The sequence below is a fragment of the Streptomyces sp. NPDC021019 genome, from assembly GCF_044333295.1.
Taxonomy (GTDB): Bacteria; Actinomycetota; Actinomycetes; order Streptomycetales; family Streptomycetaceae; genus Streptomyces.
In genome coordinates this window covers 178,369-203,169 of sequence record NZ_JBIRQR010000008.1, presented here as the reverse complement: position 1 = coordinate 203,169, position 24,801 = coordinate 178,369, and the positions used below count along the sequence as shown (strand labels likewise).

At 71.8% G+C, this 24,801-nt stretch carries 28 protein-coding genes and 1 riboswitch; of the genes, 11 read left to right on the top strand and 17 right to left on the bottom strand.

Annotation, left to right across the window (positions count from 1 at the left end; genetic code table 11):
* Positions 1-57 precede the first annotated feature (57 nt).
* The 3 genes from ACH4RG_RS31940 to ACH4RG_RS31930 all read right to left on the bottom strand — a co-directional run bounded on the left by ACH4RG_RS31940 (position 58) and on the right by ACH4RG_RS31930 (position 2,018).
* The gene (locus ACH4RG_RS31940; protein WP_361880225.1) at positions 58-528 is read right to left on the bottom strand and encodes a C40 family peptidase; all 471 of its coding nucleotides are present in this window, start codon (positions 526-528) and stop codon (positions 58-60) included.
* Positions 529-531: 3 nt separating this feature from the next.
* Positions 532-717, bottom strand: a riboswitch (cyclic di-AMP (ydaO/yuaA leader).
* A gap of 352 nt (positions 718-1,069) precedes the next feature.
* Positions 1,070-1,375, bottom strand: coding sequence for a hypothetical protein (locus ACH4RG_RS31935; protein WP_397923459.1), 306 nt, complete (start codon positions 1,373-1,375; stop codon positions 1,070-1,072).
* 37 nt (positions 1,376-1,412) lie between these two features.
* Positions 1,413-2,018, bottom strand: coding sequence for an ATP-dependent Clp protease proteolytic subunit (locus tag ACH4RG_RS31930; protein WP_398540621.1), 606 nt, complete (start codon positions 2,016-2,018; stop codon positions 1,413-1,415).
* A gap of 85 nt (positions 2,019-2,103) precedes the next feature.
* On the opposite strand from ACH4RG_RS31930, the gene ACH4RG_RS31925 reads away from it, so the two are divergent.
* Positions 2,104-2,388: a type II toxin-antitoxin system Phd/YefM family antitoxin gene (locus ACH4RG_RS31925; protein ID WP_397923462.1), complete on the top strand. Its 285-nt coding sequence runs from the start codon at positions 2,104-2,106 to the stop codon at positions 2,386-2,388.
* A gap of 83 nt (positions 2,389-2,471) precedes the next feature.
* Here the strand turns inward: ACH4RG_RS31925 and ACH4RG_RS31920 are convergent, their stop codons facing one another.
* The gene (locus ACH4RG_RS31920; RefSeq protein ID WP_398540620.1) at positions 2,472-3,455 is read right to left on the bottom strand and encodes an ABC transporter permease; all 984 of its coding nucleotides are present in this window, start codon (positions 3,453-3,455) and stop codon (positions 2,472-2,474) included.
* 137 nt (positions 3,456-3,592) lie between these two features.
* Between ACH4RG_RS31920 and ACH4RG_RS31915 the strand changes: the two genes are divergently transcribed.
* The 8 genes from ACH4RG_RS31915 to ACH4RG_RS31880 all read left to right on the top strand — a co-directional run bounded on the left by ACH4RG_RS31915 (position 3,593) and on the right by ACH4RG_RS31880 (position 10,646).
* Positions 3,593-4,213, top strand: coding sequence for a TetR/AcrR family transcriptional regulator (locus tag ACH4RG_RS31915; protein ID WP_398540619.1), 621 nt, complete (start codon positions 3,593-3,595; stop codon positions 4,211-4,213).
* 138 nt (positions 4,214-4,351) lie between these two features.
* A complete protein-coding gene (locus tag ACH4RG_RS31910; protein WP_397932533.1) occupies positions 4,352-4,654 on the top strand; it encodes an urease subunit gamma in 303 nt (100 codons plus the stop codon).
* 13 nt (positions 4,655-4,667) lie between these two features.
* Positions 4,668-4,979: an urease subunit beta gene (locus ACH4RG_RS31905; RefSeq protein WP_397932549.1), complete on the top strand. Its 312-nt coding sequence runs from the start codon at positions 4,668-4,670 to the stop codon at positions 4,977-4,979.
* The gene (locus ACH4RG_RS31900) at positions 4,972-6,693 is read left to right on the top strand and encodes an urease subunit alpha (RefSeq protein ID WP_398163342.1); all 1,722 of its coding nucleotides are present in this window, start codon (positions 4,972-4,974) and stop codon (positions 6,691-6,693) included. Before ACH4RG_RS31905 ends, ACH4RG_RS31900 begins: the two co-directional genes overlap by 8 nt.
* Positions 6,694-6,705: 12 nt before the next feature.
* Positions 6,706-7,368: an urease accessory protein UreF gene (locus ACH4RG_RS31895; RefSeq protein ID WP_398540618.1), complete on the top strand. Its 663-nt coding sequence runs from the start codon at positions 6,706-6,708 to the stop codon at positions 7,366-7,368.
* Positions 7,369-7,426: 58 nt separating this feature from the next.
* The gene (gene ureG, locus ACH4RG_RS31890) at positions 7,427-8,104 is read left to right on the top strand and encodes an urease accessory protein UreG (protein ID WP_398163344.1); all 678 of its coding nucleotides are present in this window, start codon (positions 7,427-7,429) and stop codon (positions 8,102-8,104) included.
* Complete coding sequence (locus ACH4RG_RS31885; RefSeq protein WP_398540617.1) at positions 8,101-8,889, top strand: urease accessory protein UreD; 789 nt, start codon at positions 8,101-8,103, stop codon at positions 8,887-8,889. The genes ureG and ACH4RG_RS31885 overlap by 4 nt, the downstream gene beginning before the upstream one ends.
* Before the next feature lie 173 nt (positions 8,890-9,062).
* Complete coding sequence (locus tag ACH4RG_RS31880; protein ID WP_397923471.1) at positions 9,063-10,646, top strand: alpha/beta hydrolase; 1,584 nt, start codon at positions 9,063-9,065, stop codon at positions 10,644-10,646.
* Between the two features lie 31 nt (positions 10,647-10,677).
* Here ACH4RG_RS31880 and ACH4RG_RS31875 read toward each other — a convergent pair whose 3' ends face one another.
* The 7 genes from ACH4RG_RS31875 to ACH4RG_RS31845 form a co-directional block, all read right to left on the bottom strand.
* Positions 10,678-11,727, bottom strand: coding sequence for an NAD-dependent epimerase/dehydratase family protein (locus tag ACH4RG_RS31875; RefSeq protein ID WP_398540616.1), 1,050 nt, complete (start codon positions 11,725-11,727; stop codon positions 10,678-10,680).
* Positions 11,728-11,791: 64 nt separating this feature from the next.
* Positions 11,792-12,508 carry a lysophospholipid acyltransferase family protein gene (locus ACH4RG_RS31870; RefSeq protein WP_397923474.1) on the bottom strand — a complete coding sequence of 239 codons (717 nt, stop codon included), beginning with the start codon at positions 12,506-12,508 and terminating at the stop codon, positions 11,792-11,794.
* A 207-nt stretch (positions 12,509-12,715) separates the two neighbouring features.
* Complete coding sequence (locus tag ACH4RG_RS31865; protein WP_265602998.1) at positions 12,716-12,874, bottom strand: hypothetical protein; 159 nt, start codon at positions 12,872-12,874, stop codon at positions 12,716-12,718.
* Positions 12,875-12,940: 66 nt separating this feature from the next.
* On the bottom strand, positions 12,941-13,891 hold the full coding sequence (locus ACH4RG_RS31860; RefSeq protein ID WP_397923476.1) for a cytochrome c oxidase assembly protein: 951 nt from the start codon (positions 13,889-13,891) through the stop codon (positions 12,941-12,943).
* Between the two features lie 132 nt (positions 13,892-14,023).
* The gene (locus ACH4RG_RS31855) at positions 14,024-15,049 is read right to left on the bottom strand and encodes a 6-phosphofructokinase (protein ID WP_003970624.1); all 1,026 of its coding nucleotides are present in this window, start codon (positions 15,047-15,049) and stop codon (positions 14,024-14,026) included.
* 210 nt (positions 15,050-15,259) lie between these two features.
* Complete coding sequence (locus tag ACH4RG_RS31850; RefSeq protein WP_018957917.1) at positions 15,260-15,988, bottom strand: glutamine amidotransferase; 729 nt, start codon at positions 15,986-15,988, stop codon at positions 15,260-15,262.
* A gap of 34 nt (positions 15,989-16,022) precedes the next feature.
* Entirely contained in the window at positions 16,023-17,261 is a 1,239-nt protein-coding gene (locus ACH4RG_RS31845) for a MurT ligase domain-containing protein (RefSeq protein ID WP_397923478.1), read from the bottom strand.
* Between the two features lie 114 nt (positions 17,262-17,375).
* On the opposite strand from ACH4RG_RS31845, the gene def reads away from it, so the two are divergent.
* Entirely contained in the window at positions 17,376-17,921 is a 546-nt protein-coding gene (def, locus tag ACH4RG_RS31840) for a peptide deformylase (RefSeq protein ID WP_397932538.1), read from the top strand.
* A gap of 37 nt (positions 17,922-17,958) precedes the next feature.
* Here the strand turns inward: def and ACH4RG_RS31835 are convergent, their stop codons facing one another.
* Positions 17,959-18,615: a TetR family transcriptional regulator gene (locus ACH4RG_RS31835; RefSeq protein ID WP_397923482.1), complete on the bottom strand. Its 657-nt coding sequence runs from the start codon at positions 18,613-18,615 to the stop codon at positions 17,959-17,961.
* Between the two features lie 187 nt (positions 18,616-18,802).
* Here ACH4RG_RS31835 and ACH4RG_RS31830 point away from each other — a divergent pair, with 187 nt between their 5' ends.
* Positions 18,803-20,029, top strand: a complete 1,227-nt coding sequence (locus ACH4RG_RS31830; RefSeq protein WP_397923484.1) for an acyl-CoA dehydrogenase family protein — start codon at positions 18,803-18,805, stop codon at positions 20,027-20,029.
* A gap of 68 nt (positions 20,030-20,097) precedes the next feature.
* Here the strand turns inward: ACH4RG_RS31830 and ACH4RG_RS31825 are convergent, their stop codons facing one another.
* The 5 genes from ACH4RG_RS31825 to ACH4RG_RS31805 form a co-directional block, all read right to left on the bottom strand.
* On the bottom strand, positions 20,098-20,586 hold the full coding sequence (locus tag ACH4RG_RS31825) for a glutathione peroxidase (protein WP_265603005.1): 489 nt from the start codon (positions 20,584-20,586) through the stop codon (positions 20,098-20,100).
* Positions 20,587-20,636: 50 nt separating this feature from the next.
* Positions 20,637-21,161 (bottom strand): GNAT family N-acetyltransferase, encoded by a 525-nt coding sequence (locus tag ACH4RG_RS31820; protein WP_397923486.1) that lies wholly within the window; start codon positions 21,159-21,161, stop codon positions 20,637-20,639.
* Between the two features lie 85 nt (positions 21,162-21,246).
* On the bottom strand, positions 21,247-21,825 hold the full coding sequence (locus tag ACH4RG_RS31815) for a helix-turn-helix domain-containing protein (protein ID WP_397923488.1): 579 nt from the start codon (positions 21,823-21,825) through the stop codon (positions 21,247-21,249).
* Positions 21,826-21,858: 33 nt separating this feature from the next.
* Positions 21,859-23,205, bottom strand: coding sequence for a chloride channel protein (locus ACH4RG_RS31810; protein WP_398540615.1), 1,347 nt, complete (start codon positions 23,203-23,205; stop codon positions 21,859-21,861).
* A gap of 400 nt (positions 23,206-23,605) precedes the next feature.
* Positions 23,606-24,571: a DUF389 domain-containing protein gene (locus ACH4RG_RS31805; protein ID WP_397923492.1), complete on the bottom strand. Its 966-nt coding sequence runs from the start codon at positions 24,569-24,571 to the stop codon at positions 23,606-23,608.
* Positions 24,572-24,801: the final 230 nt, after the last annotated feature.

Here is a 24,801-nt window from a genome sequence, read left to right as displayed (position 1 = left end):
GCGGACAGCCCAGGGCGGGCCGGGCCGTCCGCACGGAAAGAGCGTCCGGCCGGTGGGTCAGCGGACCCGTCCGTACCAGACGCTCTTGGACCAGATCTTGGCCAGTCTCACCACGTCCCCCGATTTGGGGGAGTGCCAGATCTTCCCGGCCCCGGCGTAGATGCCCACGTGGTAGACGCTGCGCCCCGAATGGAAGAAGACGAGGTCGCCGCGTTTGCGCTGCGACTTCCCGATGTGGCGGGTCTTGTTGTACTGCTGCTGTGCCGTGCGGGGAAGCTTCTTGCCGGCCTTCTTGAACGAATAGACCGTCAGCCCCGAACAGTCGAAGCGGCTGGGACCGGCCGCTCCGTACTTGTAGGGGGCCCCCTTCTTCGACGCGGCGACCTTCAGGGCCTTCGTCGCGTGGGTGGCGGCCTCGGCATCGCTCACCAGACCGGGCGCCAGCATCGAGGACGTCACGGCCAGGGTGAGTACCGAGGCCGTACCGACCCGGGCGAACAGAGACGGGACATGAACCTGCGCAGACATGCGCAACCCTTCGTCAGCCGCCTGTGAAGGATGACCTGTCGGGTTCGGGCTGGCGAAGTTGCCCGGCCGCTGTCGCGGCTTCACCCCGAGGGCTTCCCGGTCTCCCGGGCGGCCCGTTGTGCTCGGGTCCTCCACTCCTGCCGATCCACTCCTGTCGACCAGTCATCCGGGCGGCGGCAGGACTCGGCGTCCGCCCGGACCGCCCCGCCGCGGTGGCGGGGGCTTGTCGTCCCAGGGATCTTGACTCACCCGGTGCCGGATTTCCGAGCTGAAACAGCGGTTTGTGAGTCTCCTCACCACTGATCCATTCGGGTGGACAGGTCGGATTCAGGCTCGCCCACGAGCCGGGCGGACACCCTCGTACCAGCGACGAAAGGGCGCATTTCGAGTACGGACCGCGCACCGAACGCAAGTTGAGCCGTCGCTCGGGCGGGTGATCGTCTACGCCGAACGAGCGAGACGAATCGGTCCCGGGGCCGGGCGTGTCGTGCGCGGGGCCGACCGGCCCGCTCCCGTGACGCGCTCCCCCGCGCGGGGCAGGTCAGTTCACGGGCGGCGGCATCGCGACCCGGCCCGCCCGGCGCTCCCCGTCCAGGACGCGCAGGGCCCGCGCCAGGGTGGCGGCGTGGATCCGCGACTCGCCGCGCTCGTGCATCAGGGCCAGGGCGTCGCGCAGCGTGGCCGCCCGGGAGGCCAGGGCCTGGGCGGCCCGCAGCGCGCTGTAGGTGTCGCTGCCACGGGCCGGGTTGATCCGGCCCACCTGGTCGAGCACGGCCAGATAGCAGTCGACGAACTCGCCCTCGGCCCGGGTCAGTGCGGGCAGGGGCGGGAAGTCGGTTGGCTCCATCGGCGTCTCACCTCGCGTCGTGCGGCGGCCGGGAGAGTCAGCGGTTCTCCATGACGTGGTCGACCAGCCCGTTGGCGAGGGCGGCCCTGGCGTCGAGGATGGTGTCGCGCTCGATGTCGGCGGTGACCTGCTCCGCGGTCCGGCCCGTGTCCCGGACCAGCATGGCCGCGAACATCTCGCGGGTGCGCACCAGTTCGCGCGCGTGGATCTCCAGGTCGGACGGCTGGCCCCGCATCGGTTCCTCCATCGCGGGCTGCTGAATGACTACCCGCGCGCCGGGCAGTGCATGTCGGCGCCCCTTCGCCCCGGCCGCCAGCAGGGCCGCCGCGTATGAGCCCGCCTGCCCCAGACAGAAGGTCTCCACCTCGCAGGTCAGGAACCGCATGGTGTCGTAGACCGCCGCCATCGCCTGGAACGTGCCGCCGGGGGAGTTGATGTAGAGCGACAGGGGCCGGTCGGGGTCGGCGTGCTCCAGGTACATGAACTGGGCGATGAGGTCGCTCGCGGCGATGTCGTCGATCGGGCTCCCGAGGAAGACGATCCGCTCGGACAACAGCTTGGAGTACGGGTCCAGCGTCCGGGTTCCGTTCGCGGTGCGCTCGGTGAACGACGGCAGTACGTAGCGGGCGGCGGGGCGGATCATGGCGGTGCCTTTCTCCTGGAGCTGACCGGCCAGCTGTCCGTCCGTAAAAAATGTACAGGACGTACAGAAGGTTATGATGGGGACTATGGCCTACGAGATTCCGGTGACGCAAGCACGGGCGGAGCTCGCCGAACTGATCAACCGCGTTGTCTACGGCGGTGAACGCGTTGTGGTGACGCGTCACGGCAAGCCGCTCGTCGCGCTGGTTTCCGCCGCTGACCTGCAACGACTGGAAACCGATGAAGCGGCTGCCGAGGAGCAGGTGATCAGCTCGGTCTCCTCGATCGGCTCGGCGCCATCCGCTCAGGGCGAACGGCGCAGGTTCGGCATCGCCGCCGAACACCGCCCCGACGACGGCCGGGACGGCTGAGACCCCGACCGCCCCGGGGCGGCACGAAGCCGGGCGCCCCTCCCGTAGGAGAGGCGCCCGGTTCGGCGATGTGCACGCGGCGCTCAGCCGGTCAGGGCCGGCTCGCGGACGGGTCCGGCCGGCTCGGCCGACGTCGGGCCGGGGCGTGCGGACAGCACCGCCGCCAGGCCGAACAACGCCCATAGCGAGAGCGTCAGTACCGCGCCGCCCGCGGCGCTCCCGTCGAAGAAGGCGACCGAGCGGAGCAGCGAACCGCCCGCGCCCGGCGGAAGCCACTGGCCGATGACGCCGACGGGCTCGGGCAGCAGCTCCGGTGCGCTGGTGACGCCGGAGAAGGGGTTGCTCAGCAGGACCATCAGCAGCGCTCCGAGCCCGATGCCCCGCGGCCCGAACAGGGCGGCGAGCCCCGCCACCGCCGAACCGATGGCCAGCACGGTGAGCGCGAGCACTCCCGCCTCCGTCCACCAGTCGCCCGCGATCGCGCCGAGCCAGCTGTGCGCCACGGCCGTGGCGGTGAGGCCCACCAGAGCGGCCGACCCGACGAGGGCCACCGCGGCCCGTGCCCCGCGCAGACCCATCAGGGTGACGGCGGCTCCGGCCGCCATGCCCGCCAGGGCCAGCGGCAGGACGCTCGCGCCGAGTGCGCTGCCGCGCGGGTCCCCGGGCGGCGGGGCGACCACATCGGTGACCCGCACCGGGGTGCCCTCGGGGGTGGACGCCGTCACGGCCTCACGCAGCAGTTGGGAGACGACGGGGCTCGCCGCCGAGGCGGTGAGCAGGTGGGGTCCCTGCGGGGTGACGACGACGGCCCCGTATACGGTCCGGTCCTCGATCGCGGTGCGGGCGGCGGCCTCGTCGTCGAAGCGGTGCACGTCGAACGCGCCGTCGCGCTGCTCGAAGCGCTGTTCCAGCTGCTGGGCCACCGACGCCTGGCCCGCGACCCCGACCGGAAGGTCGCGCGGTGCGATCCGGGCGGCGGGCCAGGCGAAGGCCCAGAGGGCGAGCGTCACCATCAGGGGGATCAACAGGATCACCGCCACCGCGCGGCGGTTGGGAGCGGTGGACATGGGAGGCCTCGATTCGTGCGGCAGTGGAGCATCTGCATCCACGTCTGAGAGAAGGATCGTTCGTTTTACGTCTGTTCCCCACTGTCGGCACACCCTGCGGGATTGTCAAGAAGGAACGTTCGTTTTAAGTTGGTCCCATGGCTCGCGTATCCCAGGAACACCTCGACGCCCGTCGCCGTCAGATCCTCGACGGTGCGGCGCGCTGCTTCGCCCGCAACGGATTCCACGGCACGTCCATGCAGGACGTCCTCAAGGAGGTGGGTCTGTCCGCCGGAGCGGTCTACCGCTACTTCCCCGGCAAGGAGGACATCATCGCGGCCATCACGGAGGAGACCTTCGCCGCCATTCGCGGCGCCTTCGAGGAGGCCTCCCGGGTGACGCCGCCGCCCACCCCGGACGTGCTGCTCGGCCGGGTGCTCGGCGGGGTGCTCGCGGGGGAGGTGCACCGGCTGGAGCGCCGGGCCTTCGCCGCGCTCGTCGTCCAGCTCTGGTCCGAGACGCTGCGCGACGAGCGGCTCGCCGCGCTCGTCGACGACGGCTACGCGACCATGCGCGTCGCCTGGGCGAAGCTCGTCGACGCCTACCGTTCCGCCGGGCTCCTGGCGAGCGACGTGCCCGGCGACGATGTGGCGCGCACGATGATCGCGACGGCGCAGGGCTTCATCGTGCAGGAGGCGCTCTTCGGGGACGTGCGCCCCGAAGTGCTGAGGAACGGGTTGCGCGGGCTGATGTCCATCAGCCCGCAAAAGATCAGTTAACGCGGGGGAAAAACTTCCGCCCTAACGTGCAATACCTGGTCGCGAGGCCACCGTTCCCCGTTCAACGAGTTGTTGAACGGGGATAGGGTCCCGCTGCGTCCGGAGCCGGAGCCGGACGGAAGACGATGAGGTGGAAGCGTGCAACTGACCCCGCACGAGCAGGAACGTCTGCTCATCCATGTGGCCGCCGACGTGGCCGAGAAGCGCCGGGCACGCGGGCTGCGGCTCAATCACCCCGAGGCCGTCGCCCTGATCACCGCCCATCTGCTGGAAGGCGCCCGAGACGGTCGGACGGTCGCCGAACTCATGGCTTCGGGACGTATTTTGCTCACCCGGGACGAGGTCATGGAAGGCATCCCCGAGATGCTCCTCGACGTCCAGGTCGAGGCCACCTTCCCGGACGGCACCAAGCTCGTCACCGTCCATGACCCGATCGTCTGACGGGGCCGCGCCGATGATTCCCGGAGAGATCCTGTACGGGGACGGGGACATCCCCCTCAACGCGGGGCGCACGGTCACCCGCCTCACCGTCCTCAACGCGGCCGACCGTCCCGTCCAGGTCGGCTCCCACTACCACTTCGCCGAGGCCAACCCCGGACTGCGCTTCGACCGCGCCGCCGCCCACGGGCTGCGGCTGAACATCGCCGCCGGCACGGCGGTCCGCTTCGAACCCGGTGTCCCCGCCGACGTCGAACTCGTCCCCCTCGCCGGCCGCCGCGTCGTCCCCGGCCTGCGCGGCGAAACCGGAGGTGCCATCGATGCCTGACCTCAAGAGAGCCGTGTACGCCGACCTGTTCGGACCCACCACCGGCGACCGCATCCGGCTCGCCGACACCGACCTGCTCGTCGAGATCGAGGAGGACCGCTCGGGCGGCCCCGGACACGCGGGCGACGAGGCGGTGTTCGGCGGCGGCAAAGTGATCCGGGAGTCGATGGGCCAGGCCCGCACCACCCGCGCCGAGGGCGCGCCCGACACCGTCATCACCGGGGCCGTCGTCATCGACCACTGGGGCGTCGTCAAGGCCGACATCGGCATCCGGGACGGCCGGATCACCGGCATCGGCAAGGCCGGGAACCCGGACACCATGGACGGCGTCCACCCCGACCTGGTGATCGGCCCGGAGACCGAGATCATCGCGGGCAACGGGAAGCTGCTCACCGCCGGAGCGGTCGACGCCCACGTCCACTTCATCTCGCCCACCCTCGTCGACCAGGCGCTCTCCAGCGGCATCACCACCCTCGTCGGCGGCGGCACCGGGCCCGCCGAGGGCACCAAGGCCACCACCGTCACCCCGGGACCCTGGCACCTGGCCCGGATGTTCGAGGCGCTGGAGACCTTCCCGGTCAACATCGGGCTGCTCGGTAAGGGCAACACGATGTCACGGGAGGCCATGCACTCCCAACTGCGCGGCGGCGCACTGGGATTCAAGATCCACGAGGACTGGGGCGCGACGCCCGCCGTCATCGACGCCTGCCTCACGGTCTGCCAGCGGACGGGCGCGCAGCTCGCCATCCACACGGACACCCTCAACGAGGCCGGGTTCGTCGCCGACACCCTCGCCGCCATCGCCGGCCGGACGATCCACGCGTACCACACCGAGGGGGCCGGAGGCGGACACGCGCCCGACATCATCAGCGTCGTCTCCGAGCCCTACGTCCTGCCCAGCTCGACCAACCCCACCCGGCCGCACACCGCCAACACCATCGAGGAACACCTCGACATGCTGATGGTCTGCCACCACCTGAACCCCGCCGTCCCCGAGGACCTGGCCTTCGCGGAATCCCGGATCCGGCCCTCCACCATCGCGGCCGAGGACATCCTGCACGACCTCGGCGCCATCTCGATCATCTCCTCGGACTCCCAGGCCATGGGGCGGATCGGCGAGGTGATCCTGCGGACCTGGCAGACCGCCCACGTCATGAAGAAGCGGCGCGGATCCCTGCCCGGGGACGGCCGGGCCGATAACCACCGGGTCCGTCGCTATGTCGCCAAATACACCATCAACCCGGCCGTCGCGCAGGGGCTGGACCGGGAGATCGGCTCCGTGGAGACCGGCAAGCTCGCCGACCTCGTCCTCTGGGACCCGGCGTTCTTCGGCGTGAAGCCCCGGACCGTCATCAAGGGCGGACAGATCGCGTACGCGCAGACGGGCGACGCCAACGCCTCCATCCCGACACCCCAACCGGTCCTGCCCCGGCCGATGTTCGGCGCCCTGGGGCGAGCGGCCGCCCAGGGCTCGTTCAACTTCGTCGCCGCCGTCGCGATCGAGGACGGGCTGCCCGAACGCCTTGCCCTGCGCAAGCGGTTCGTACCGATCACCAGCACCCGGGGGGTCGCCAAGGCGGACATGCGGGAGAACGACGCCCTGCCCCGCGTTCGCGTCGACCCCGACAGTTTCGCCGTCACGATCGACGGCGACCCGGTCGAGCCCGCACCGGCGGCGGAACTGCCCATGGCCCAGCGCTACTTCCTCTTCTGAGCGGATCCGGCCATGTCACGCGCAGCACTCCTCGTCCTCGCCGACGGCCGCTTCCCCGCCGGAGGACACGCCCACTCCGGCGGCGCCGAACCGGCTGTCGCCGAGGGCCGCGTCCTCGACGCCGACTCCCTCGCCGACTTCTGCCGGGGCCGGCTGCACACGGCGGGCCTCGCCGCCGCCGCCCTCGCCGCGGCGGCGGCCCACGGCCTCGACCCGCTCGCCCTCGACGAGGCCGCCGACGCCCGTACCCCCTCGCCCGCCCTGCGGGCCACCGCGCGGAAGCTGGGCCGGCAGATGATGCGGGCCGCCCGCGCCACCTGGCCGAGCCCTGAACTGGACGCGCTCGCGGCGGCCCGGCCGCGCGGCGCCCACCAGCCGGTCGTCCTCGGGCTCACCGCACGGTCGGCGGGTCTCGACCCCGTGGACGCCGCCCACTGTGTCGCGTACGAGACCGTCAGCGGCCCCGCCACCGCCGTCGTCCGGCTCCTCTCCCTCGACCCCTTCCACGCCACCGCCGTACTCGCCCGGCTCGCCCCCGAGCTGGACCGGGTCGCCGAACAGGCCGCCGAGGCCGCCCGGCAGGGCATCGACGCCCTGCCCGCCGCCTCGGCGCCGCTCCTCGACATCGCCGCAGAGGCCCACGTCGCCTGGCCGGTCCGCCTCTTCGCGTCGTAACCGCACCCGCCCGCGCTCGCGGACCCACCCTCCGCCCCGCACACCCACAGGAGCCCCCATGCACCTCGGCCACTCCCACGACGGCCCCGCCGCCGTCAGCGCCGACGCCACCCGCCCCGACGGCACCCGGCGCGCCCTGCGCATCGGCCTCGGCGGCCCCGTCGGCTCCGGCAAGACGGCCACGGTCGCCGCCCTCTGCCGCGAACTGCGCGACCGGCTCTCCGTCGCCGTCGTCACCAACGACATCTACACCCAGGAGGACGCCGCCTTCCTGCTGCGCAACGCGGTCCTGCCACCCGAGCGGATCCAGGCCGTCGAGACCGGCGCCTGCCCGCACACCGCGATCCGCGACGACATCTCCGCCAACCTCGAAGCGGTCGAGGACCTGGAGGACGCGGTCGGCCCGCTCGACCTGATCCTCGTCGAGTCCGGCGGCGACAACCTCACCGCCACCTTCTCCAAGGGGCTCGTCGACGCCCAGATCTTCATCATCGACGTCGCGGGCGGCGACGACATCCCGCGCAAGGGCGGCCCCGGCGTCACCACCGCCGACCTCCTCGTCGTCAACAAGACCGACCTCGCCCCTTACGTCGGCTCCGACCTGGAGCAGATGGCCCTCGACGCCAAGAAGCAGCGCGGCGAACTCCCCGTCGTCTTCACCTCGTTGACCTCGGCCGAAGGCGTCGGACCGGTCGCCGGCTGGGTTCGGGCACAGCTCGCCGCCTGGGCCGCGTGAGCGTCCGCGCGACGGCCCGGCTCCGGGCCGAGCCCGACGGGCGGGGCGGGGCCGCCCTGCCCGTCCTGGTCAGCGACGGCCCGCTCGCCCTGCGCCGCACCCGCTCGCCGCTGGCCGCGTACGCCAGGGTCACCGTCGTCGGCGCGATGAGCGCCCCGCTCAACGGCGACCGGCTGGCGATCGAGGCGGACGTGGGGGACGGTGCGCGCCTCATCGTGAACGCGGCGGCGGCCACCGTGGCCCTCCCGGGCCCGCGGGCGGGCACCGGACCGTCCACGTACGGGGTGGAGCTGACCGTGGGGGAGGGGGCCGTGCTGCACTGGCTCCCCGAACAACTCGTCTCCGCCCACGGCAGCGACCTCCACCAGGCCACCCGGGTCCGACTCGCCCCCGCCGCCCGCCTGTTGCTGCGCGAGGAACAGATCCTCGGCCGACACGGCGAGCCCACCGGAGCGCTCACCACCCGGCTCACCGTCCACCGGGCGGGCCGCCCGATCCTGGACCAGCAACTGGCCTACGGGCCCGGCGCCCCCGCCGGCTGGGACGGCCCCGCCGTCCTCGGCGGCCACCGGGCCGTCGGCCAACTGCTCCTCGCCGACCCGGCCTTCGAGGACGCCCCGCTCCCCGCGCGCCTCCTCGGTCCCACCGCCGCCCTCGCCCCACTCGCCGGCCCCGCCGTCCTGGTGACCGCCGTGGCCGCCGACGCCCGCCTGCTGCGCGGGATCCTGGACGACGCGATGCGCGAACTGCTGGACGGCCTGAGGACGGACCACGACACGGGCTGAAGGCGGCCCGGCCGACGGAGTCCGCTCAGCGGACCTCCTTCACCGGTTATGGGTTCGGTAAAGAAACAGGTGTACGCCCTGGCCCCGGGGGCCCCACAGGCGAAAGGATCCCCGCGACGTACCGATGACCACGCCGCCTCCGGCGGCGGATCGGATGAAGGGGGAGGTTCCACGTGAGACGTACCAAGGTGCTCGGTTCGGCCGGGGCTCTCGTCGCGGGCACGCTCATAGCGGGGGCGATGGCCGCACCCGCCGCCAGTGCCGACGGCAGCCGGCACGGACGGGGCGACGCGGAGGCGCGCGGGGTCGCCGTCGCGGCGCACCGGGCGGCGAGTGCCGGGATCGACTGGAAGGACTGCCCGGAGGACTGGAACCTGGCCGCCCCCATCCAGTGCGGCTGGGTGACCGTGCCGCTCGACTACGCCAGGCCGAACGGCAAGAAGATCAAGATCGCCGTCGACCGGCACGTCAGCACCGGCACGAAGAGCGAGCGCCAGGGCGCACTGCTCTACAACCCGGGCGGGCCCGGCGGTTCGGGACTGCGTTTCCCCGCCCGGATCACCGCCAAGAACCCGATCTGGACGAAGACCGCGAAGGCGTACGACTTCGTCGGCTTCGACCCGCGCGGCGTCGGCCGCTCGGCCCCCATCTCCTGCGCCGACCCGCAGGAGTTCGTCAAGGCCCCCAAGGCCGACCCGGTCCCCGACAGCGAGGCCGACAAGCGCTCCCAGCGCAAGCTGGCCCGCGAGTACGCCGAAGGGTGCGGCGAGCGCAGCGGCGCGATGCTGCCGCACATGACGACGCCCGACACCGCACGCGACCTGGACGTCATCCGGGCCGCGCTCGGCGAGAAGAAGCTCAACTTCCTCGGCGTCTCCTACGGCACCTACCTGGGCGCCGTCTACGGCACTCTCTTCCCGACCCACGTCCGGCGCATGGTCGTCGACAGTGTGGTCGACCCGTCCCGGAAGAACATCTGGTACCGGGCGAACCTCAACCAGGACATCGCCTTCCAGACACGTTGGGACGACTGGAAGACCTGGGTCGCGAGGCACGACTCCGTCTACGGCATCGGCGACACCCCGCAGAAGGTCGAGAAGGCCTGGCTGGAGCTGCGGGCCGCCGCCAAGAAGGAGCCCATCGGGGGCGTCGTCGGGCCCGCCGAGCTCATCGGCTTCTTCCAGGGCGCGCCGTACTACGACTCCGCCTGGGCCCCCACGGCCAGGACCTGGAGCGCCTACCGGGCCGGTGACACCCAGGCCCTGGTCGACGCCGCCGGCCCCGACATGAGCGACCTCGCGGGCAACGCCGCCGCCGAGAACGGCAACGCGGTCTACAACGCCGTCGAATGCGCCGACGCCAAGTGGCCCACCGACTGGCGCACCTGGGACCGGGACAACTCCCGGCTGCACGAGAAGTACCCGTTCATGACGTGGGCCAACGCCTGGATGAACCTGCCCTGCGCCACCTGGCCGGCCAAGCAGCGGACCCCGCTGGACGTGAGGACCGGCAAGGGCCTGCCGCCGGTCCTCATCGTGCAGTCCACCCGTGACGCCGCCACCCCCTACCAGGGCGCCGTCGAGCTGCACAAGCGGTTCAAGGGCTCACGGCTCATCACCGAGAAGGACGCCGGATCCCACGGCGTCACCGGACTGGTCAACCCCTGCGTCAACGAGCGGGTGGACACCTACCTGCTCACCGGGAAGACCGACCGGCGCGACGTGACGTGCGCCCCGCACGCCACGCCGAAGCCGTAGATCACCCGGGAGGCGCCCGGCCGGGGACCGCTCACCGTCCCCGGTCGTGCGCCTCCAGCCAGGCGTCCTCCGCCGCGTAGTCGAAGAGCCAGGCACCGTAGTTGGCGAGCATCTTCGGGAACGCCTCGCGCCAGTCGCGCTTTGCCAGCTGCCCGGCGAGCCACTCGACCGTCTCCGGCAGCGACTCCACGTACCCGGTCACCGGGCGGTACCCGAGCTGTTCCTCGGCGGCCGTCATGTCGTAGACCACGGGGTGGGCGCCGCTCCACGGTGTCACCCCGACATGCTCCTCCGGGGAAGCGCCGTCGATCAGCACCGTCTCCGTCTCCCGCCCGAGCACGTCGTCGATGGCCGACGCGATCTCCGCGACCGTGGGAGCCTCGGGGTCCCCGGCGTTCAGCACACGCGACCCCGGCCGCCCGGCGGCCAGCCGGATCAGCTCCGCCGCGTTGGACACATGGACCGGGTGGAAGCGGCTCTCCCCGTTGTGCACGAACACCCGGCGCCGGCGCCCGTCCAGCAGCCGCTTCACCACGTACAGCTCGCGCGGAGTGCGGCAGTACGGGCCGTGGACCGCGCCCGCGCGCAACAGCGTCACCGGCAGCTCCTCGCCCGCCGCCAGCAACTTCCGCTCCAGCAGGACCTTCCGCGTCGCGTACGAGGCGTCACCCGGTGCCACCGTGCGCCAGGTCTCCGGCAGCGGCACCGGGAAGCGGGGGAAACCGTCGATCGAAGCCTGCGTGTCGAAGCTGCGGCCCCGGTCGTCCTCGTACACCGCCCCGCTGGAGATCACGACGGCCGAGCCGATCCGGCCGGTCAGCCCCGTCAGCTGCCGGGCGTGCGCGCCGTCGAACGCCACCACGTCGACCAGCACGTCACAGCCGTCGCCCAGCGCCCGGCCGAGCGCCCCCTGCTCGTCGCGGTCGAGCGCCACCGTCCGGACCCCGGCGTCCCATCGCCCGTCCCGGCCACCACCGCGCGAGGCCGCGGTGACCTCCCAGCCGTCCGCGGCCAGCGCCCGCACCGCGGCCCGCCCGATCTGGCCCGTCGCTCCCAGCACCCATGCGTGTCCCTTGCTCATGGATCCGACGCTAGGGGAGCCGACCCACCGGGGCGAGGGCGCTCTGCCAGTGGCGTATTCCAGTTCAGCGTCGCAGTTTGGGGAACTTCCTCGGCGGCTCGGCCTCCTGTTCGGCCGCCTTCACCTTGGCCGCGTACTCGTCCACGTACTCCTGGCCGGAGAGGACGAGGATCGCGTACATGATCTCGTCCGTCACGGCCCGGATCGCGGCCTTCTGGTTCTCCATGCCCGCGTAGCGGGAGAAGTCCAGCGGTTCGCCGAAGCGGATCGCGACCCGTTTGATCTTCGGCACGACCTGGCCGGGCGGCTGGATCTCGAAGGTGCCGACCATGGCGCAGGGAATCACCGGCACCTGCGCGGTGATCGCCATCACCGCGACCCCGACCTTGCCCTTGTAGAGCCGGCCGTCGTGCGAGCGGGTGCCCTCCGGGTAGATCCCCAGCAGCTCGCCCTTGCTCAGCACGCCGAGCCCCTCGCGGATGGCCGCCTGCCCGGCGTCCTTGCCGGACCGGTCCACCGGGATCTGGCCCGCGCTGCGGAAGAAGGCCGCGGTGAGCCGGCCCTTGACGCCCGGGCCCGTGAAGTACTCGGCCTTCGCCAGGAAGGTGATGCGGCGCCTGATGATGGCCGGCATCAGGAAATGGTCGGAGAAGGAGAGGTGGTTGCCCGCGACGATCGCCGCGCCGTCCGTAGGAATGTTCTCCAGGCCCTTGATCCGGGGCCGGAACAGCAGCCGCAGTGCGGGCCCCAGCACGACATATTTCAGGACGTAATAGAACACCTTGCGGGTGCACCTCGCTCTGCCGGGTCGGCGTCAGGGCTGTACTGCCGGGTTCAGGGCTGCGTACTACCAGGTCAGGGTGGTGCCGGACGCTACAGCGTAGACCCCGGCACCACCGTGCGACCGTAGCGAACCGGTCTCCCGGCTCGTACCCGCCTCCGGGCCCGTCAGGCGTCCTCACCCGCCGCGGAGGACCGTCCCGGGGGCTCAGGTGTCCTGCGTGGCCAGCATGCCGAGGGTGCACAGGCCCAGCACGACCCAGCCGAACCAGAGCCAGCCACTGCTTCCCAGCGCCACCGTGTACGCGGTCACCGCGATCAGGGCCCCGCCGGTCAGATATCCCATGGTCTTCGTCGATCCGGACATGCGCGCACGCTCCTCGTCGGCCGCGCGGCCGTTGTCCCCATGGTCACCCCGTATGCGCCCTCCGCGCTACTGTCCGCGCGCCTGCAAAGACGCGAGATAGGCGTTGTACGCCGCCAGCTCCTTGTCCCCGTCGCGGTCCGCCGCCCGGTCGGTGCGCCGCGCGGTGCGCTGTTCGGAGCGGTACCACTGGAAGACCAGCGCGATCAGCACCAGCACGGAGGGGATCTCGCTGAACGCCCAGGCGATGCCGCCAGCCCAGTTCTGGTCGCTCAGGGCGTCGATGCCGAGCGAGGCCGGCGGGTTCTCGTACGTCTCCACCATCGGCGTCGACGCCATCATCAGCGCGATCCCGAAGAACGCGTGGAACGGCATCCCGGCGAACAGCTCCAGCATCCGCATCAGATAACCGGGCCGGTGCGGGCCCGGGTCCACGCCCATGATCGGCCAGAAGAAGACCAGGCCGACCGCGAGGAAGTGGACCATCATCCCGACGTGACCCGGCTTCGAGCTCATCAGGAAGTCGAAGATCGGCGTGAAGTACAGCGCGTAGAGGCTCGCGATGAACAGCGGGATCGTGAACACCGGATGCGAGATGATCTTCATGTACCGGCTGTGCAGCAGCTTCAGCAGCAGCTCGCGCGGTCCGGTCCGCCCCCGCCCGGCCGGCGGCAGCGCGCGCAGTGCCAGCGTCACCGGGGCGCCCAGCAGCAGCAGGATCGGCGACAGCATGCTGATCACCATGTGCTGCACCATGTGCACGCTGAACATGACCATGCCGTAGTCGTTGAGCTTGGTGCACATCACCAGTGCGATGCTCAGTACGCCCACGGTGAAGAACACGATCCGGTTCACCGGCCAGCCGTCCCCGCGCCGACGCAGCCGCACCACGCCGTACCCGTACAGGGCGAGCGCCAGGACGCAGCCGGTCAGGAAGAACGGGTCGGCGGAGAGCTCCAGCCCCCGCCCCAGCGTGAACGGCGGCAGATCCATGTTCATGCCGTGCCCGCTGTGATCCATCTGTTCACTCCCGATGGGGACACGTCCCCGTTTCGTGCCGGTTGTCCGGTCCAGAGTAGAACTGCCCCCGGTCGCGGTCGCGGCCGGGGGCAGTTCTGGGACGACGTGTCCTGACGGGGTGGACGAAGTGCTCTAGAGCACGCACTCCGCCTCGGCGTACCGCTCCGCGGGGACCGTCTTGAGCGTCTCGACGGCCTCGCCCAGCGGGACCATCACGATGTCGGTGCCGCGCAGCGCCGTCAGCATCCCGAACTCGCCCCGGTGCGCCGCCTCCACCGCGTGCCAGCCGAACCGGGTCGCCAGGACCCGGTCGTACGCGGTGGGCGTGCCGCCGCGCTGGACGTGGCCGAGGATGACCGGACGGGCCTCCTTGCCGAGCCGCTGCTCCAGCTCCCCGGAGAGCTGGGTGGCCACGCCGGCGAACCGCTCGTGACCGTAGATGTCCTTGACGCCCTGCTCGAACTGCATGGAGCCCTCGCGGGGCTTGGCGCCCTCGGCGACCACCACGATGGCGAACTTCTTGCCCGCCGAGAAGCGCTTGCCGACCAGCTCGGTCAGCTCGTCGATGTCGAAGGGGCGCTCGGGCACCACGATGGCGTGGGCGCCGGCGGCCATACCGGAGTGCAGGGCGATCCAGCCGGTGTGACGGCCCATGACCTCGACGATCAGCACCCGCTGGTGCGACTCGGCGGTGGTCTTCAGCCGGTCCAGCGCCTCGGTGGCGACGCCGACGGCGGTGTCGAAGCCGAAGGTGACGTCGGTGGAGGCGATGTCGTTGTCGATGGTCTTGGGGACGCCGACGATCGGGAGGCCGGCCTCGGAGAGGAGGTTCGCGGCCTTGAGGGTGCCCTCGCCGCCGATCGGGATGATGGCGTCCAGGCCGAGGTCCGCGACATGGCCGCGGGCGCGCTCCACGCCGTCGCGCAGATGCGCGGGCTGGACGCGGGAGGAACCGAGGATCGTGCCGCCGCGGGCCAGGATGCCGCCCACCGCGTCAAGGTCGAGCTTGCGGTAGTCGCACTCCAGCAGGCCCTTCCAGCCGTCGTGGAAGCCGATGACCTCGTCGCCGTGGTCCACCACCGCGCGGTGCACGACGGAACGGATGACGGCGTTGAGGCCGGGGCAGTCGCCGCCGGAGGTGAGTACGCCAATGCGCATGGCCCGGAAACCTTTGCAACGTTAAGTCGACGACCGGACCACGTCGTCCGGTTGGATCCCCGCCACCCTACCGGCGCAGGGTGGCGGGACCGAACCGGCCGTCCGCCTGCTGGACTCCGCTCAACCGAGCGGAAAACGCCTCAGGCGCACACCGCTCGGGCGAGCGGAAAACGCCTCAGGCGCACGCCGCTCAGGCGAGCGGAAAGCGCCTCAGGCGGGCTGGGTCGCCGAGGCGATCCGCTCGGCGCGCAGCGCCTCGTACCAGCGGTCGTCGGTGGGCGGCAGCGCGTTCACGTCGAGGGCCAGCTTCAGCAGCAGATCGGCGATCTGCGGGTTGCGGGCCAGCACGGGGCCGTGCATGTACGTCCCGAAGACCGTGTCGTTGTACGCGCCCTCCGTGCCGTCCCCGGTGCCGTTGCCCCGGCCGAACTGCACCCGGGCCAGCGGCCGTGCCGTCGGGCCGAGATGGGTGACGCCCTGGTGGTTCTCGAACCCGGTCAGCGGCGGCAGGCCGAGGTGCGGGTCGATGTCCCCGAGTACGTCGCCGACGCACCGTGCGCCCTCGCCGCGGGTGGAGACCACGTCGAGCAGACCGAGACCGGCCTCGCGCTCGCCGAGGTCGTTGACGAACTCGTGCCCGAGGATCTGGTAGCCCGCGCAGACCGAGAAGATGATCGCGCCGTTGGACGCGGCCCGGCTCAGCCCGCCGTCGCGGCGCAGCCGCTCGGCCGCCAGGCGCTGTGGCCGGTCCTCTCCGCCGCCGATCAGGTAGATGTCGCCGGACGTCGGCACCGGCTGGTCGCTGCGCACGTCGACGCGCTGAACGTCCAGACCGCGCTGCCGGGCACGTCGCTCCACGACCAGGGCGTTGCCCTGGTCGCCGTAGGTGCTGAGCAGGTCGGGGTAGACCCAGACCAGACGCAGACCGTTGTTGCTCATGCTTCGTCCTCTCCGGAGGTGGCCGGGGCCGGGGTCAGTTGCCGACACGACGGCGCAGATCCTGGAAGGCGGTGTAGTTGGCGATGACCTCGATGCGGCCGGGCGGTGCGTGACTCACGGCCTCGTCGAGCGTCTCGCAGACCCGGAAGTCGAGACCGGCGACTTCGAGGCGGACCGCGAGGTCCAGCTTCCGGTCGCCGAGCACGAAGATCGGGTGACCCGCCAGCTGCGTGTAGTCCACGTCCCACAGCCAGGAGGTGTCCGTGCCGTCCGCGCCGCGCGCGTTCACCGAGAGGATCACCGGCGTCGGCGGCGGGTCGATCAGCGAGAACGTCTCCAGCCAGCCGGCCGGGTTCTTCGCCAGCAGCAGACGCAGCTCACGGTTCTGGAAGGTGACGACGTCATAGCGTCCGGCCACCGCCTGCACCTGGTACATCCGCTCCAGCGCGACCTGCGGCGGCACGCCGAAGACGGCGGCGACGGCGGCGGAACTGGTGGCGTTCGCCTTGTTCGCCCGGCCCGGCAGCTGGAGGTGGATCGGCCACGCCGAACCGTGCGGGTCCAGGACGTAGTCGCCGTTCAGCGCCCAGCTCGGGGCGGGGCGGCGGAAGCCGCACTGCCCGCAGAACCAGTCGTCGCCCGGGCGCTGCATCACGCCGCCGCAGGACGGGCAGGACCAGGCGTCGTCCTTCCACGCCTGGCCGGCCGCCACCCACACCACGTTGGGCGAGGAGGAGGCCGCCCAGACGACCAGCGGGTCGTCCGCGTTCGCGATGACCACGGCCTTCGAGCCGGAGAGGCCCTCGCGCCAGTGCTCGGCCATCATCCGGGTCTCGGCCGCGCGGTCCAGCTGGTCGCGCGAGAGGTTGAGCAGGGCGATCACCTTGGGGGTGGTGTCGCGCGCGACCCCCGCCAGATACTTCTCGTCGACCTCGATCACGCCGAACTTCGCGTCCGAGCCGCCGGCCAGCGCCGAGGTGATGCCCGCGGGCATGTTCGCGCCGAGCGCGTTCGACACGACGGGCCCGGCGGCCCGCAGCGCCTCGGCGATCAGCCGTGTGGTGGTCGTCTTGCCGTTCGTCGCCGACACGAGGATCACGTCCAGGTGCTGCGCCAGCCGCCCCAGCAGGTCGGGGTCGAGTTTGAGCGCCACCCGGCCGCCGATCACCGATCCGCTGCCCCGCCCCGCGGCGCGTGACACCGCCGCCGCGGCCTTGCCCGCCGTCACGGCCAGTTTGGCCCGCGGCGACAACGGCTCCGTGTTGCCTGCCATCGTCCTAGATCCTCCTTGCATCGGTCCGCGCCCAGCCTATCGATGTCCGCCGCGGCGACCGCACCGCGGCACCACGGGAACTCCCCGGCCCCGGCGGAACGTAACCTTGCCGCCATGCGAAACCGCCCGATCCCCGGCAGCTCCGGACTGGTCCGTGAGATGAGTCTGCTCGGCGACCCGTTGCTCCACCGCGCCTGCGAGGACGTCACGGACTTCGGCCCGTCGCTGGCACGGCTGGTCGAGGACATGTTCGCGACGATGTACGCCGCGCAGGGTGTCGGGCTCGCCGCCAATCAGGTCGGCGTCCCGCTCAGGGTGTTCGTCTACGACTGCCCGGACGACGACGATGTCCGCCATCTGGGACACGTGGTCAATCCCGAACTGGTCGAGGCGGACGGACTCACCGTACGCGGACCGGAGGGCTGTCTGTCACTTCCCGGTCTGGAAGCGGGCACGGATCGCTTCGACCACGCGGTCGTCGAGGGGCTCACGATGACCGGCGAGCCGGTCCGGATCGCCGGGACGGGATGGTTCGCCCGGTGCCTCCAGCACGAGTGCGACCACCTGGAGGGCACGGTCTACACCGACCGGCTGACCGGGCTGCGGCGCACCCGGGCGCTGCGCGCGGCGCGCCGCGCACCGTGGGCGCGCAAGGACTGAGGCCCGCCGGGCTCCGGGGTCCGGCGTCGCGAGAGGGTCAGAACCCCGGGCCGCCGTGGCGGTCGCCCGCCTCCGCGAGCCTGCCCCACAGCAGATCGGCGAGGCTGCTCACCAGCCGTTCGCGGGAGCAGGGCCGGTCGCCGAGCCACCAGTCGCCCGCCGCGTGCATCATGCCGACGATGCCGTGCCCCCAGATACGGGCCATCTGCTCGCTGTCCGGGCCCAGGTCGACGCGCTCGGCGATCACCTGGCCCAGCTCCTCGCCGAGGCGGCGCAGCAGCGGGGCGGAGTGCCGGCCGACGTCGAAGCCCTGTTCGGGGGAGGGGGCGGTGTCGGCACCGTCGGCAGGATGCATCAGGAAGCGGTAGACCTGGGGGCGGGCCTCGATCGCGGCGAGATAGGTGTCGAGCGTCGACTCCACCCGCTCACGCCGGTCGGCGGGCGCGTCCAGGGCGGCCCGCAGGGCGCTGAGCAGCGCGTCGGTGTGGCGCTTGGCGAGGGCGCGGTAGAGGCCGCCCTTGTCCCCGAAGTGGCGGTAGAGAATGGGTTTGGTGATCCCGGCCTCGGCGGCAATGGCGTTCATCGAGGCCCGCGGTCCGTCCCTGAGTACCACCCGGTCCGCCGCTTCCAGCAACTCGCGGCGACGGCGCTCGGCCGCGGTCCGCTGCCGCTCGGCGTTTCGTGCGGTCTCCATGTCGTCTCTTCTCCCACCCCTGGCCACGCGATGCCGTCGCATCGCCTCTGCACGCCCGCGCAACGTAACACTCCGCCGGGCGGGCGCCTGATCGGCTCCGTGGCGGTTGACAGTACCTACTTACCGGTAACAGACTGTGGTTACCGGTAGTAACATATGGTTTTCGCCGCAGTGCCTGGAGGGGAACATGACCGAGTTCACGCTCGATCTCAACGACGACCAGAAGCAGGTCAAGGAGTGGCTCCACGGCTTCGCGGCGGATGTCATCCGCCCCGCCGCCTCGGAGTGGGACGAGCGTGAGGAAACGCCCTGGCCCGTCATCCAGGAAGCGGCCAAGGTCGGCATCTACTCCCTGGACTTCTACGCCCAGCAGTTCTTCGACCCTACGGGTCTCGGCATCCCCATGGCCATGGAAGAGCTCTTCTGGGGCGACGCGGGCATCGCCCTGTCGATCGTCGGTACGGGCCTGGCGGCCGTCGGCGTCCTCGCCAACGGCACCGAGGAGCAGATCGGCACCTGGATCCCGCAGATGTACGGCGACGCCGACGACGTGAAGGTCGCCGCCTTCTGCTCGTCCGAGCCCGACGCCGGATCGGACGTCGCCTCGATGCGCACCCGGGCCGTCTACGACGAGGCCAAGGACGAGTGGGTCCTCAACGGCACCAAGACCTGGGCGACCAACGGCGGCATAGCCAACGTGCACGTGGTCGTCGCCGTCGTCGACCCCGACATCGGCTCCAAGGGCCACGCCTCCTTCATCGTGCCGCCGAACACCCCCGGTCTCTCCCAGGGCCAGAAGTTCAAGAAGCACGGCATCCGCGCGTCCCACACCGCCGAGGTGGTCCTGGAGGACGTCCGCGTCCCCGGACACTGCCTGCTCGGCGGCAAGGAGAAGCTCGACGAGCGCCTCGCCCGCGCCCGGGAGCGGGCCAGGTCCGGCGGCGAGCGGGTCAAGAACGCGGCGATGGCCACCTTCGAGGCGTCCCGCCCGGCCGTCGGCGCGATGGCCGTGGGCACCGCCCGCGCCGCCTACGAAGTCGCTCTCGACTACGCGCAGACCCGCAGCCAGTTCGGCCGCCCGATCATCGACAACCAGGGCATCGCCTTCCAGCTCGCCGACATGCGCACCCGGATCGACGCCGCCCGGCTGCTGGTCTGGCGCGCCTCGTGGATGGCCACCACCGGCAAGCCGTTCACCTCGGCCGAGGGCTCCATGTCCAAGCTGTACGCGAGCGAGACCGCCCGGGACGTCACCGCGCAGGCGATCCAGATCCTCGGCGGCAACGGCTTCACCCGTGAGTACCCGGTCGAGCGCATGCACCGGGACGCGGCCATCTACACCATCTTCGAGGGCACCAGCGAGATCCAGCGCCTGGTGATCGCCCGCACCCTGTCGGGCATGCCGATCCGCTAGCCGCCGCAAACGACGGGAAGCGGGGCGGTCCGGTACGCGCGTCCCGGACCGCCTCCCTTCCGGCGTTCTCAGCCGGGCAGCTGCGCCTCGATCGCCGCCACGACCTCCGTGGCCTCGGGCTCGGCGCGCGGCCGGAGCCGGGCGACGGGCTCACCGGCCGGCGAGATGAGGAACTTCTCGAAGTTCCACTGGACGTCCCCGGCCTCTCCGTCCGCGTCCGCCAGCTTCGTCAGCTCCACGTACAGCGGATGCCGGTCCGCGCCGTTGACGTCGATCTTCTCCAACAGCGGGAAGGTGACCCCGTACGTCGTCGAGCAGAAGCTCTGGATCTCCTCCGCGCTGCCCGGTTCCTGCCCGGCGAACTGGTTGCACGGGACACCGAGCACGGTCAGGCCCCGGTCCCCGTAGTTCTGCTGCAGCCGCTCCAGGCCCTCGTACTGCGGGGTGAGCCCGCACTTCGAGGCCACGTTCACCAAGAGGACGGCCCGGCCGCTGTACGCGCCCAGCGTGGTCGGCTCGCCCGCGAGGGTGCGCAGCGGAATGTCGTGCAGCGTCATGAAACTCTCCCTGATCGTTGCGTGGTGGTGCCCATGGTGCCGCCCGCCGCTCACGGAGCGGCGAGCTCCTTGTAGTAGAAAGTGGTCGGCTTGAGGCTGCCCGCCGGATCCGCCGCGTATCCCGGTACGCTCCCGACCTTCGTCCAGCCCGCCTTGCGGTAGACCTGCTCGGCCAGGCTGCCGCTCTCGGTGTCCAGGATCAGCAGCGTGATGCCCTCGGTGGCCGCGTACGCCTCGACCGCGGCCAGCAGCGCCCCGCCGAGCCCCTGGCCGCGCGCGGAGGGCCGGACCATCAGCTTGGCGACCTCCGCGCGGTGCCGGGCGTTCGGCAGCGGAGCACGGACCAGGGCGATCGTCCCCGAGACCCGCCCGCCCTCGCGGGCGATCCAGGTGCCGATCCGCCCCGCCTCCACGTCGGCGGCCCGCTCACGCCACCAGGCGGCGGCCGTCTCCCGGTCCAACGGGGCGAGGAAGCCCACCGAGGACCCCTCGGCGACGGTCTCGACCAGGAGGCAGGCCAGCTCGTCGGCGTACGTGACCAGCTCGGGGGCGGACACGTGGACGATCTCGGTCATGGGCGGGAGTCCTTTCGCGGGGGAACGGTCGGAACTATCGGGAGGGGCGGCAGGGCGGGGGAGTGGTGAGGAGCCGGGTCGAGGGTCAGGGCAGGACGATGAGCAGGGCGTAGCGGGTCCGTCCGGGGCCCGCGCAGCGGAAGCGGGAGGGGCCGTGCAACCGGAAGCGGAGGCAGTCCCCCGTGCGCACGGTGTGCGTCACCTCGGCGACCGTCACCTCCACCGTGCCTTCCTGTACCCAGATGTGCTGCTCGACACCGGGTACGGGTGCGTCCTCGTAGGCGACCGACGCACCCGGTTCGAGGATCGACTCCACGACCTCGGCGCGCAGTCCTGCGTGCGGCGGCGAGACCGAGCGCCGGACGAACCCGGCTTCCTGGTCGCGCCAGACCGCCTGCCGCGCCTCGGGCACCAGAGGCGGGGGCTCCGCCTCCACCTCCATGAGCAGCCGGGACATCGTCCGGCCGTAGACCGTGCACAGCCGCCCGAGCAGGGTGGCGGTCGGGCTCACCTCGCAGCGCTCCAGCCGGGACAGCGTCGACCGGCTCACCCCGCTGCGGTGGGCCAACTCGTCCAGGGACCAGCCCTGTTCGGTGCGCAGCTCCGCCAGTCTCACGGCGAGCCGGACGCCCAGAGGGTCCGGCTCCTCCGTCGCTTCTCTCATATCAGGGAAGATATCCCGAATACGGGACAGGCTCTAGGCGGCCTTCTCCGGCTGTCCTCGGCCCCCGTCCACCGGCGCGGGCGTCAGCCGAAGGGTGACCACGTACGCCACCACCACCGACACGATCACCAGGGGCATCACGGTGAGCCCGTCCTCGCCCAGCAGGAGCGTCGCCAGGAGCACCGAGGTCATCGGCAGCCGCAGCATCGCCACGCACATGGCACCGACGCCCATCGCGAACCCGGCCGTGAGATCCAGCCCCGGCAGATGGGACAGCGCGATGCCTCCCACCGCGCCCACGAACATCGCGGGGAAGACGGGGCCGCCCCGGAAACAGCTCAACGAGGCGCAGTAGGCGAACGACTTGCAGACGATGAGCAGCACCAGCGCACCGACCGAATACCCCGCGCTCCCGGACAGGAGATGGCCCAACTCGTGCTCGCCCGAGTACAGCACCTCGGAGCCGTCCTCGCCCGACGTCTCGGCGTACACCAGCGCGAGCCCGCCGACGACCAGCCCCATCACCGCCGTGGCCACCACCGTCCGCCGCTCCACACGTTCCTGCAGGGCCAGCGACAGTCGGCGGATGCCCGCACCGGCGAAGGCGGCCGCGACCCCGAGAACCAGCGCCCACCCGAACCCGGCGGCGTCGGGGACCGCCGTCGGCGGGACGTCGCCCAGCGTCAGCGAGTAGGTCCCCAGACCCGTCCAGGAACCCAGTCCCGTGAAGATCAGCGCGCCGATCCCCGCGGAGAGCAGCCCGGGAACCAGCACCACGCCCAGCATCGGCCCGGCCAGCCCCGACACCTCCATCAGCAGGAACGCGCTCAGCAGCGGGGACCCCAGCAGGGCGCTCACCGCGGCGAAGCTCCCCGACGCCCCGACCAGGGACCGCGCCTGTGGTGTCAGGTCCCGTTTGACGCGCCCCGCCGCCCAGACGGCCAGCCCGCCGCCCAGCGCGATCAGGGGCGCCTCCGGCCCGAGCACGGCGCCCACGCCCAGCGAGAGCAGCGCCGCCAGGGCGATGCCGGGCAGGTCGGCCGGGGCCGGGGCCCCGGTGGACACCAGCCCCTCCGCCGGCCGGTGCCCGCCCCCGCCCGGCAGCCGGCGGACGGTGAGGCCGACCAGGAGACCCGCGACGCCGAGCAGTGGTACGGGCCACCAGGACGGCGTCTCCTCGAAGCCCATCGCCCTCGGCAGCTCCGTGTACGTCAGCGACTGGAGCTCCGAGACGAGGGCCAGGAAGCCGAACGCGACCGCGGAGACCGGCACCCCGAGAACGGCTGCCATCAGCAGGAGCCCCGCGTACCTCCGCGTGCGGACCGCCGCGTACGGGTCCTCCGGCGCTGCGACGGGTGTGCCCGGAGGCGTGGCCGGCATAGGTCGAACTCCTCGGCGTGACGATCCCCGGGAAGGGGAGGGGCGGGCCCCACGGTTCACGCCGGACTACCACGCGCCGGCGCACCGGGCGCCTCCCCGCCGCCGGGGACACGCCCTCCGGTGCACAAGGTCAGCCGCCCGGCCCCGGAAGACCGTTCGCGTCGCCCACCGGGACCTCTGCCGGCAGCCGTCCCGAGGCCACCCCCGGTCCGCGGACTGCGCTTCGAGGACGGTCAGCGGGTCGGGGCGTCGCGGCGACGCCGTGAACTCCGCATGGCTCTACCGGGGAGCGCCCCGCCGGCGGCCTGCCGAGAGCCGCCGTTCGGACGATGTCGCGTGAGGTGCGGCGCGAAGCGGCGCCACGGCTTCCCGGCCCACGAGGTGCCCCTTCCGGAGTTCGTCAGGCCTCTTCGGTGAGCCGGCGGTGACGGTCGTGCCGGAGACCGACCCGCCGCCAGATCGCCCGCTGGGCCTTGAGCGCGGCCGTGCCCACCACGATCAGCACCAGGATGTTCACTACGAGCTGGATGGCCGAGCCCCGCACGTCGGGCCAGCTGGTGAACGCCGTGGAGACCGCGATGTCCGCAGCGGCCGGGATCGTCGTCACGGAGATGAACACGCCGAGCAGGGCGCTGCTCCGGGCCTCGGTGAGCGACACGATCCCGACGATCCCGGCCAGGGTGGCGACGGCCACCGAGAAGAAGTTCGGTGTGTTGATGAGATTGGAGACGGGGCGCAACCCCAGGTCGAAGGCCTCCGACTGCAGCCCGAAACCGCGGATGAGGAGGGCGAAGAGGAACGTGACGACGATGGTGAGAAGGAAACCGGTCCCCAGGGCGGCCAGTCCGCTGCGTACCACGGCCCGATGGCCCCGGTCGATCCCCAGCGCCACACTGACGATGGCGCCGTACTCCGGCCCGACGACCATCGCCGCCACGATCAGGATCTGCGAGTTGGTGACGATGCCGACCGAACCGATCAGCCCGGCGACCACGAGATAGAGATAGAAGCTCGGCGGGTACCGCCCGCCGGACCTGATGCGCGCCTCGACCTGCTCCCAGACCGGCGCCCGGCTCAGCGGCCCCAGCTCGCGCCGCCCCTCTACGGAGGCTCTGCCGGGGAAGGCCATGTCGACCGGTTCGATGACCAGTGTGCCCCGCTGGTCGAGGTGGACGTCGAGCAGACGGTGCAGCACGTCGTTCGCCGCCCCCGCCAGTACGTCGCAGGCGATGGAGTCACCGTCGGGACGGCGCGCGGCGTCGCGCTGGACGATGAGATTGAGCACGCAGGGATCGTCCGAGAGCAGGCCGACGACCTCGTCGGTCAGGTCCGGCGGGCTCACCGCGCGGATGTGGATCATGTCCATCCCGCTACCTCCGCGGCTCCCGGCCCCGTCGCACGGAGCTCCGCCCGGCCGGCGTCCCGGGGGTCACTCCAGTAACGCGGCCCCGGCCCCGTTCGGCAAACCGGGCACCCGGCCCCGTCCCGTCGCACGGACGCGTGCCGCGCACCCGGGACGGGAGCGCCGGACAGTGAGGGGACGGGGCCGGACCGGGAGGAAGGCGAATGGACCGGTATCCGCCGATCGCCGACCAC

Coding starts and splice junctions, on each gene's coding strand:
- ACH4RG_RS31940 (WP_361880225.1), bottom strand. CDS start 528: ATGTCTGCGCAGGTTCATGTCCCGTCTCTGTTCGCCCGGGTCGGTACG.
- ACH4RG_RS31935 (WP_397923459.1), bottom strand. CDS start 1,375: ATGGAGCCAACCGACTTCCCGCCCCTGCCCGCACTGACCCGGGCCGAG.
- ACH4RG_RS31930 (WP_398540621.1), bottom strand. CDS start 2,018: ATGATCCGCCCCGCCGCCCGCTACGTACTGCCGTCGTTCACCGAGCGC.
- ACH4RG_RS31925 (WP_397923462.1), top strand. CDS start 2,104: ATGGCCTACGAGATTCCGGTGACGCAAGCACGGGCGGAGCTCGCCGAA.
- ACH4RG_RS31920 (WP_398540620.1), bottom strand. CDS start 3,455: ATGTCCACCGCTCCCAACCGCCGCGCGGTGGCGGTGATCCTGTTGATC.
- ACH4RG_RS31915 (WP_398540619.1), top strand. CDS start 3,593: ATGGCTCGCGTATCCCAGGAACACCTCGACGCCCGTCGCCGTCAGATC.
- ACH4RG_RS31905 (WP_397932549.1), top strand. CDS start 4,668: ATGATTCCCGGAGAGATCCTGTACGGGGACGGGGACATCCCCCTCAAC.
- ACH4RG_RS31900 (WP_398163342.1), top strand. CDS start 4,972: ATGCCTGACCTCAAGAGAGCCGTGTACGCCGACCTGTTCGGACCCACC.
- ACH4RG_RS31895 (WP_398540618.1), top strand. CDS start 6,706: ATGTCACGCGCAGCACTCCTCGTCCTCGCCGACGGCCGCTTCCCCGCC.
- ureG (WP_398163344.1), top strand. CDS start 7,427: ATGCACCTCGGCCACTCCCACGACGGCCCCGCCGCCGTCAGCGCCGAC.
- ACH4RG_RS31875 (WP_398540616.1), bottom strand. CDS start 11,727: ATGAGCAAGGGACACGCATGGGTGCTGGGAGCGACGGGCCAGATCGGG.
- ACH4RG_RS31865 (WP_265602998.1), bottom strand. CDS start 12,874: ATGTCCGGATCGACGAAGACCATGGGATATCTGACCGGCGGGGCCCTG.
- ACH4RG_RS31860 (WP_397923476.1), bottom strand. CDS start 13,891: ATGGATCACAGCGGGCACGGCATGAACATGGATCTGCCGCCGTTCACG.
- ACH4RG_RS31855 (WP_003970624.1), bottom strand. CDS start 15,049: ATGCGCATTGGCGTACTCACCTCCGGCGGCGACTGCCCCGGCCTCAAC.
- ACH4RG_RS31850 (WP_018957917.1), bottom strand. CDS start 15,988: ATGAGCAACAACGGTCTGCGTCTGGTCTGGGTCTACCCCGACCTGCTC.
- ACH4RG_RS31845 (WP_397923478.1), bottom strand. CDS start 17,261: ATGGCAGGCAACACGGAGCCGTTGTCGCCGCGGGCCAAACTGGCCGTG.
- def (WP_397932538.1), top strand. CDS start 17,376: ATGCGAAACCGCCCGATCCCCGGCAGCTCCGGACTGGTCCGTGAGATG.
- ACH4RG_RS31835 (WP_397923482.1), bottom strand. CDS start 18,615: ATGGAGACCGCACGAAACGCCGAGCGGCAGCGGACCGCGGCCGAGCGC.
- ACH4RG_RS31830 (WP_397923484.1), top strand. CDS start 18,803: ATGACCGAGTTCACGCTCGATCTCAACGACGACCAGAAGCAGGTCAAG.
- ACH4RG_RS31825 (WP_265603005.1), bottom strand. CDS start 20,586: ATGACGCTGCACGACATTCCGCTGCGCACCCTCGCGGGCGAGCCGACC.
- ACH4RG_RS31820 (WP_397923486.1), bottom strand. CDS start 21,161: ATGACCGAGATCGTCCACGTGTCCGCCCCCGAGCTGGTCACGTACGCC.
- ACH4RG_RS31815 (WP_397923488.1), bottom strand. CDS start 21,825: ATGAGAGAAGCGACGGAGGAGCCGGACCCTCTGGGCGTCCGGCTCGCC.
- ACH4RG_RS31810 (WP_398540615.1), bottom strand. CDS start 23,205: ATGCCGGCCACGCCTCCGGGCACACCCGTCGCAGCGCCGGAGGACCCG.
- ACH4RG_RS31805 (WP_397923492.1), bottom strand. CDS start 24,571: ATGGACATGATCCACATCCGCGCGGTGAGCCCGCCGGACCTGACCGAC.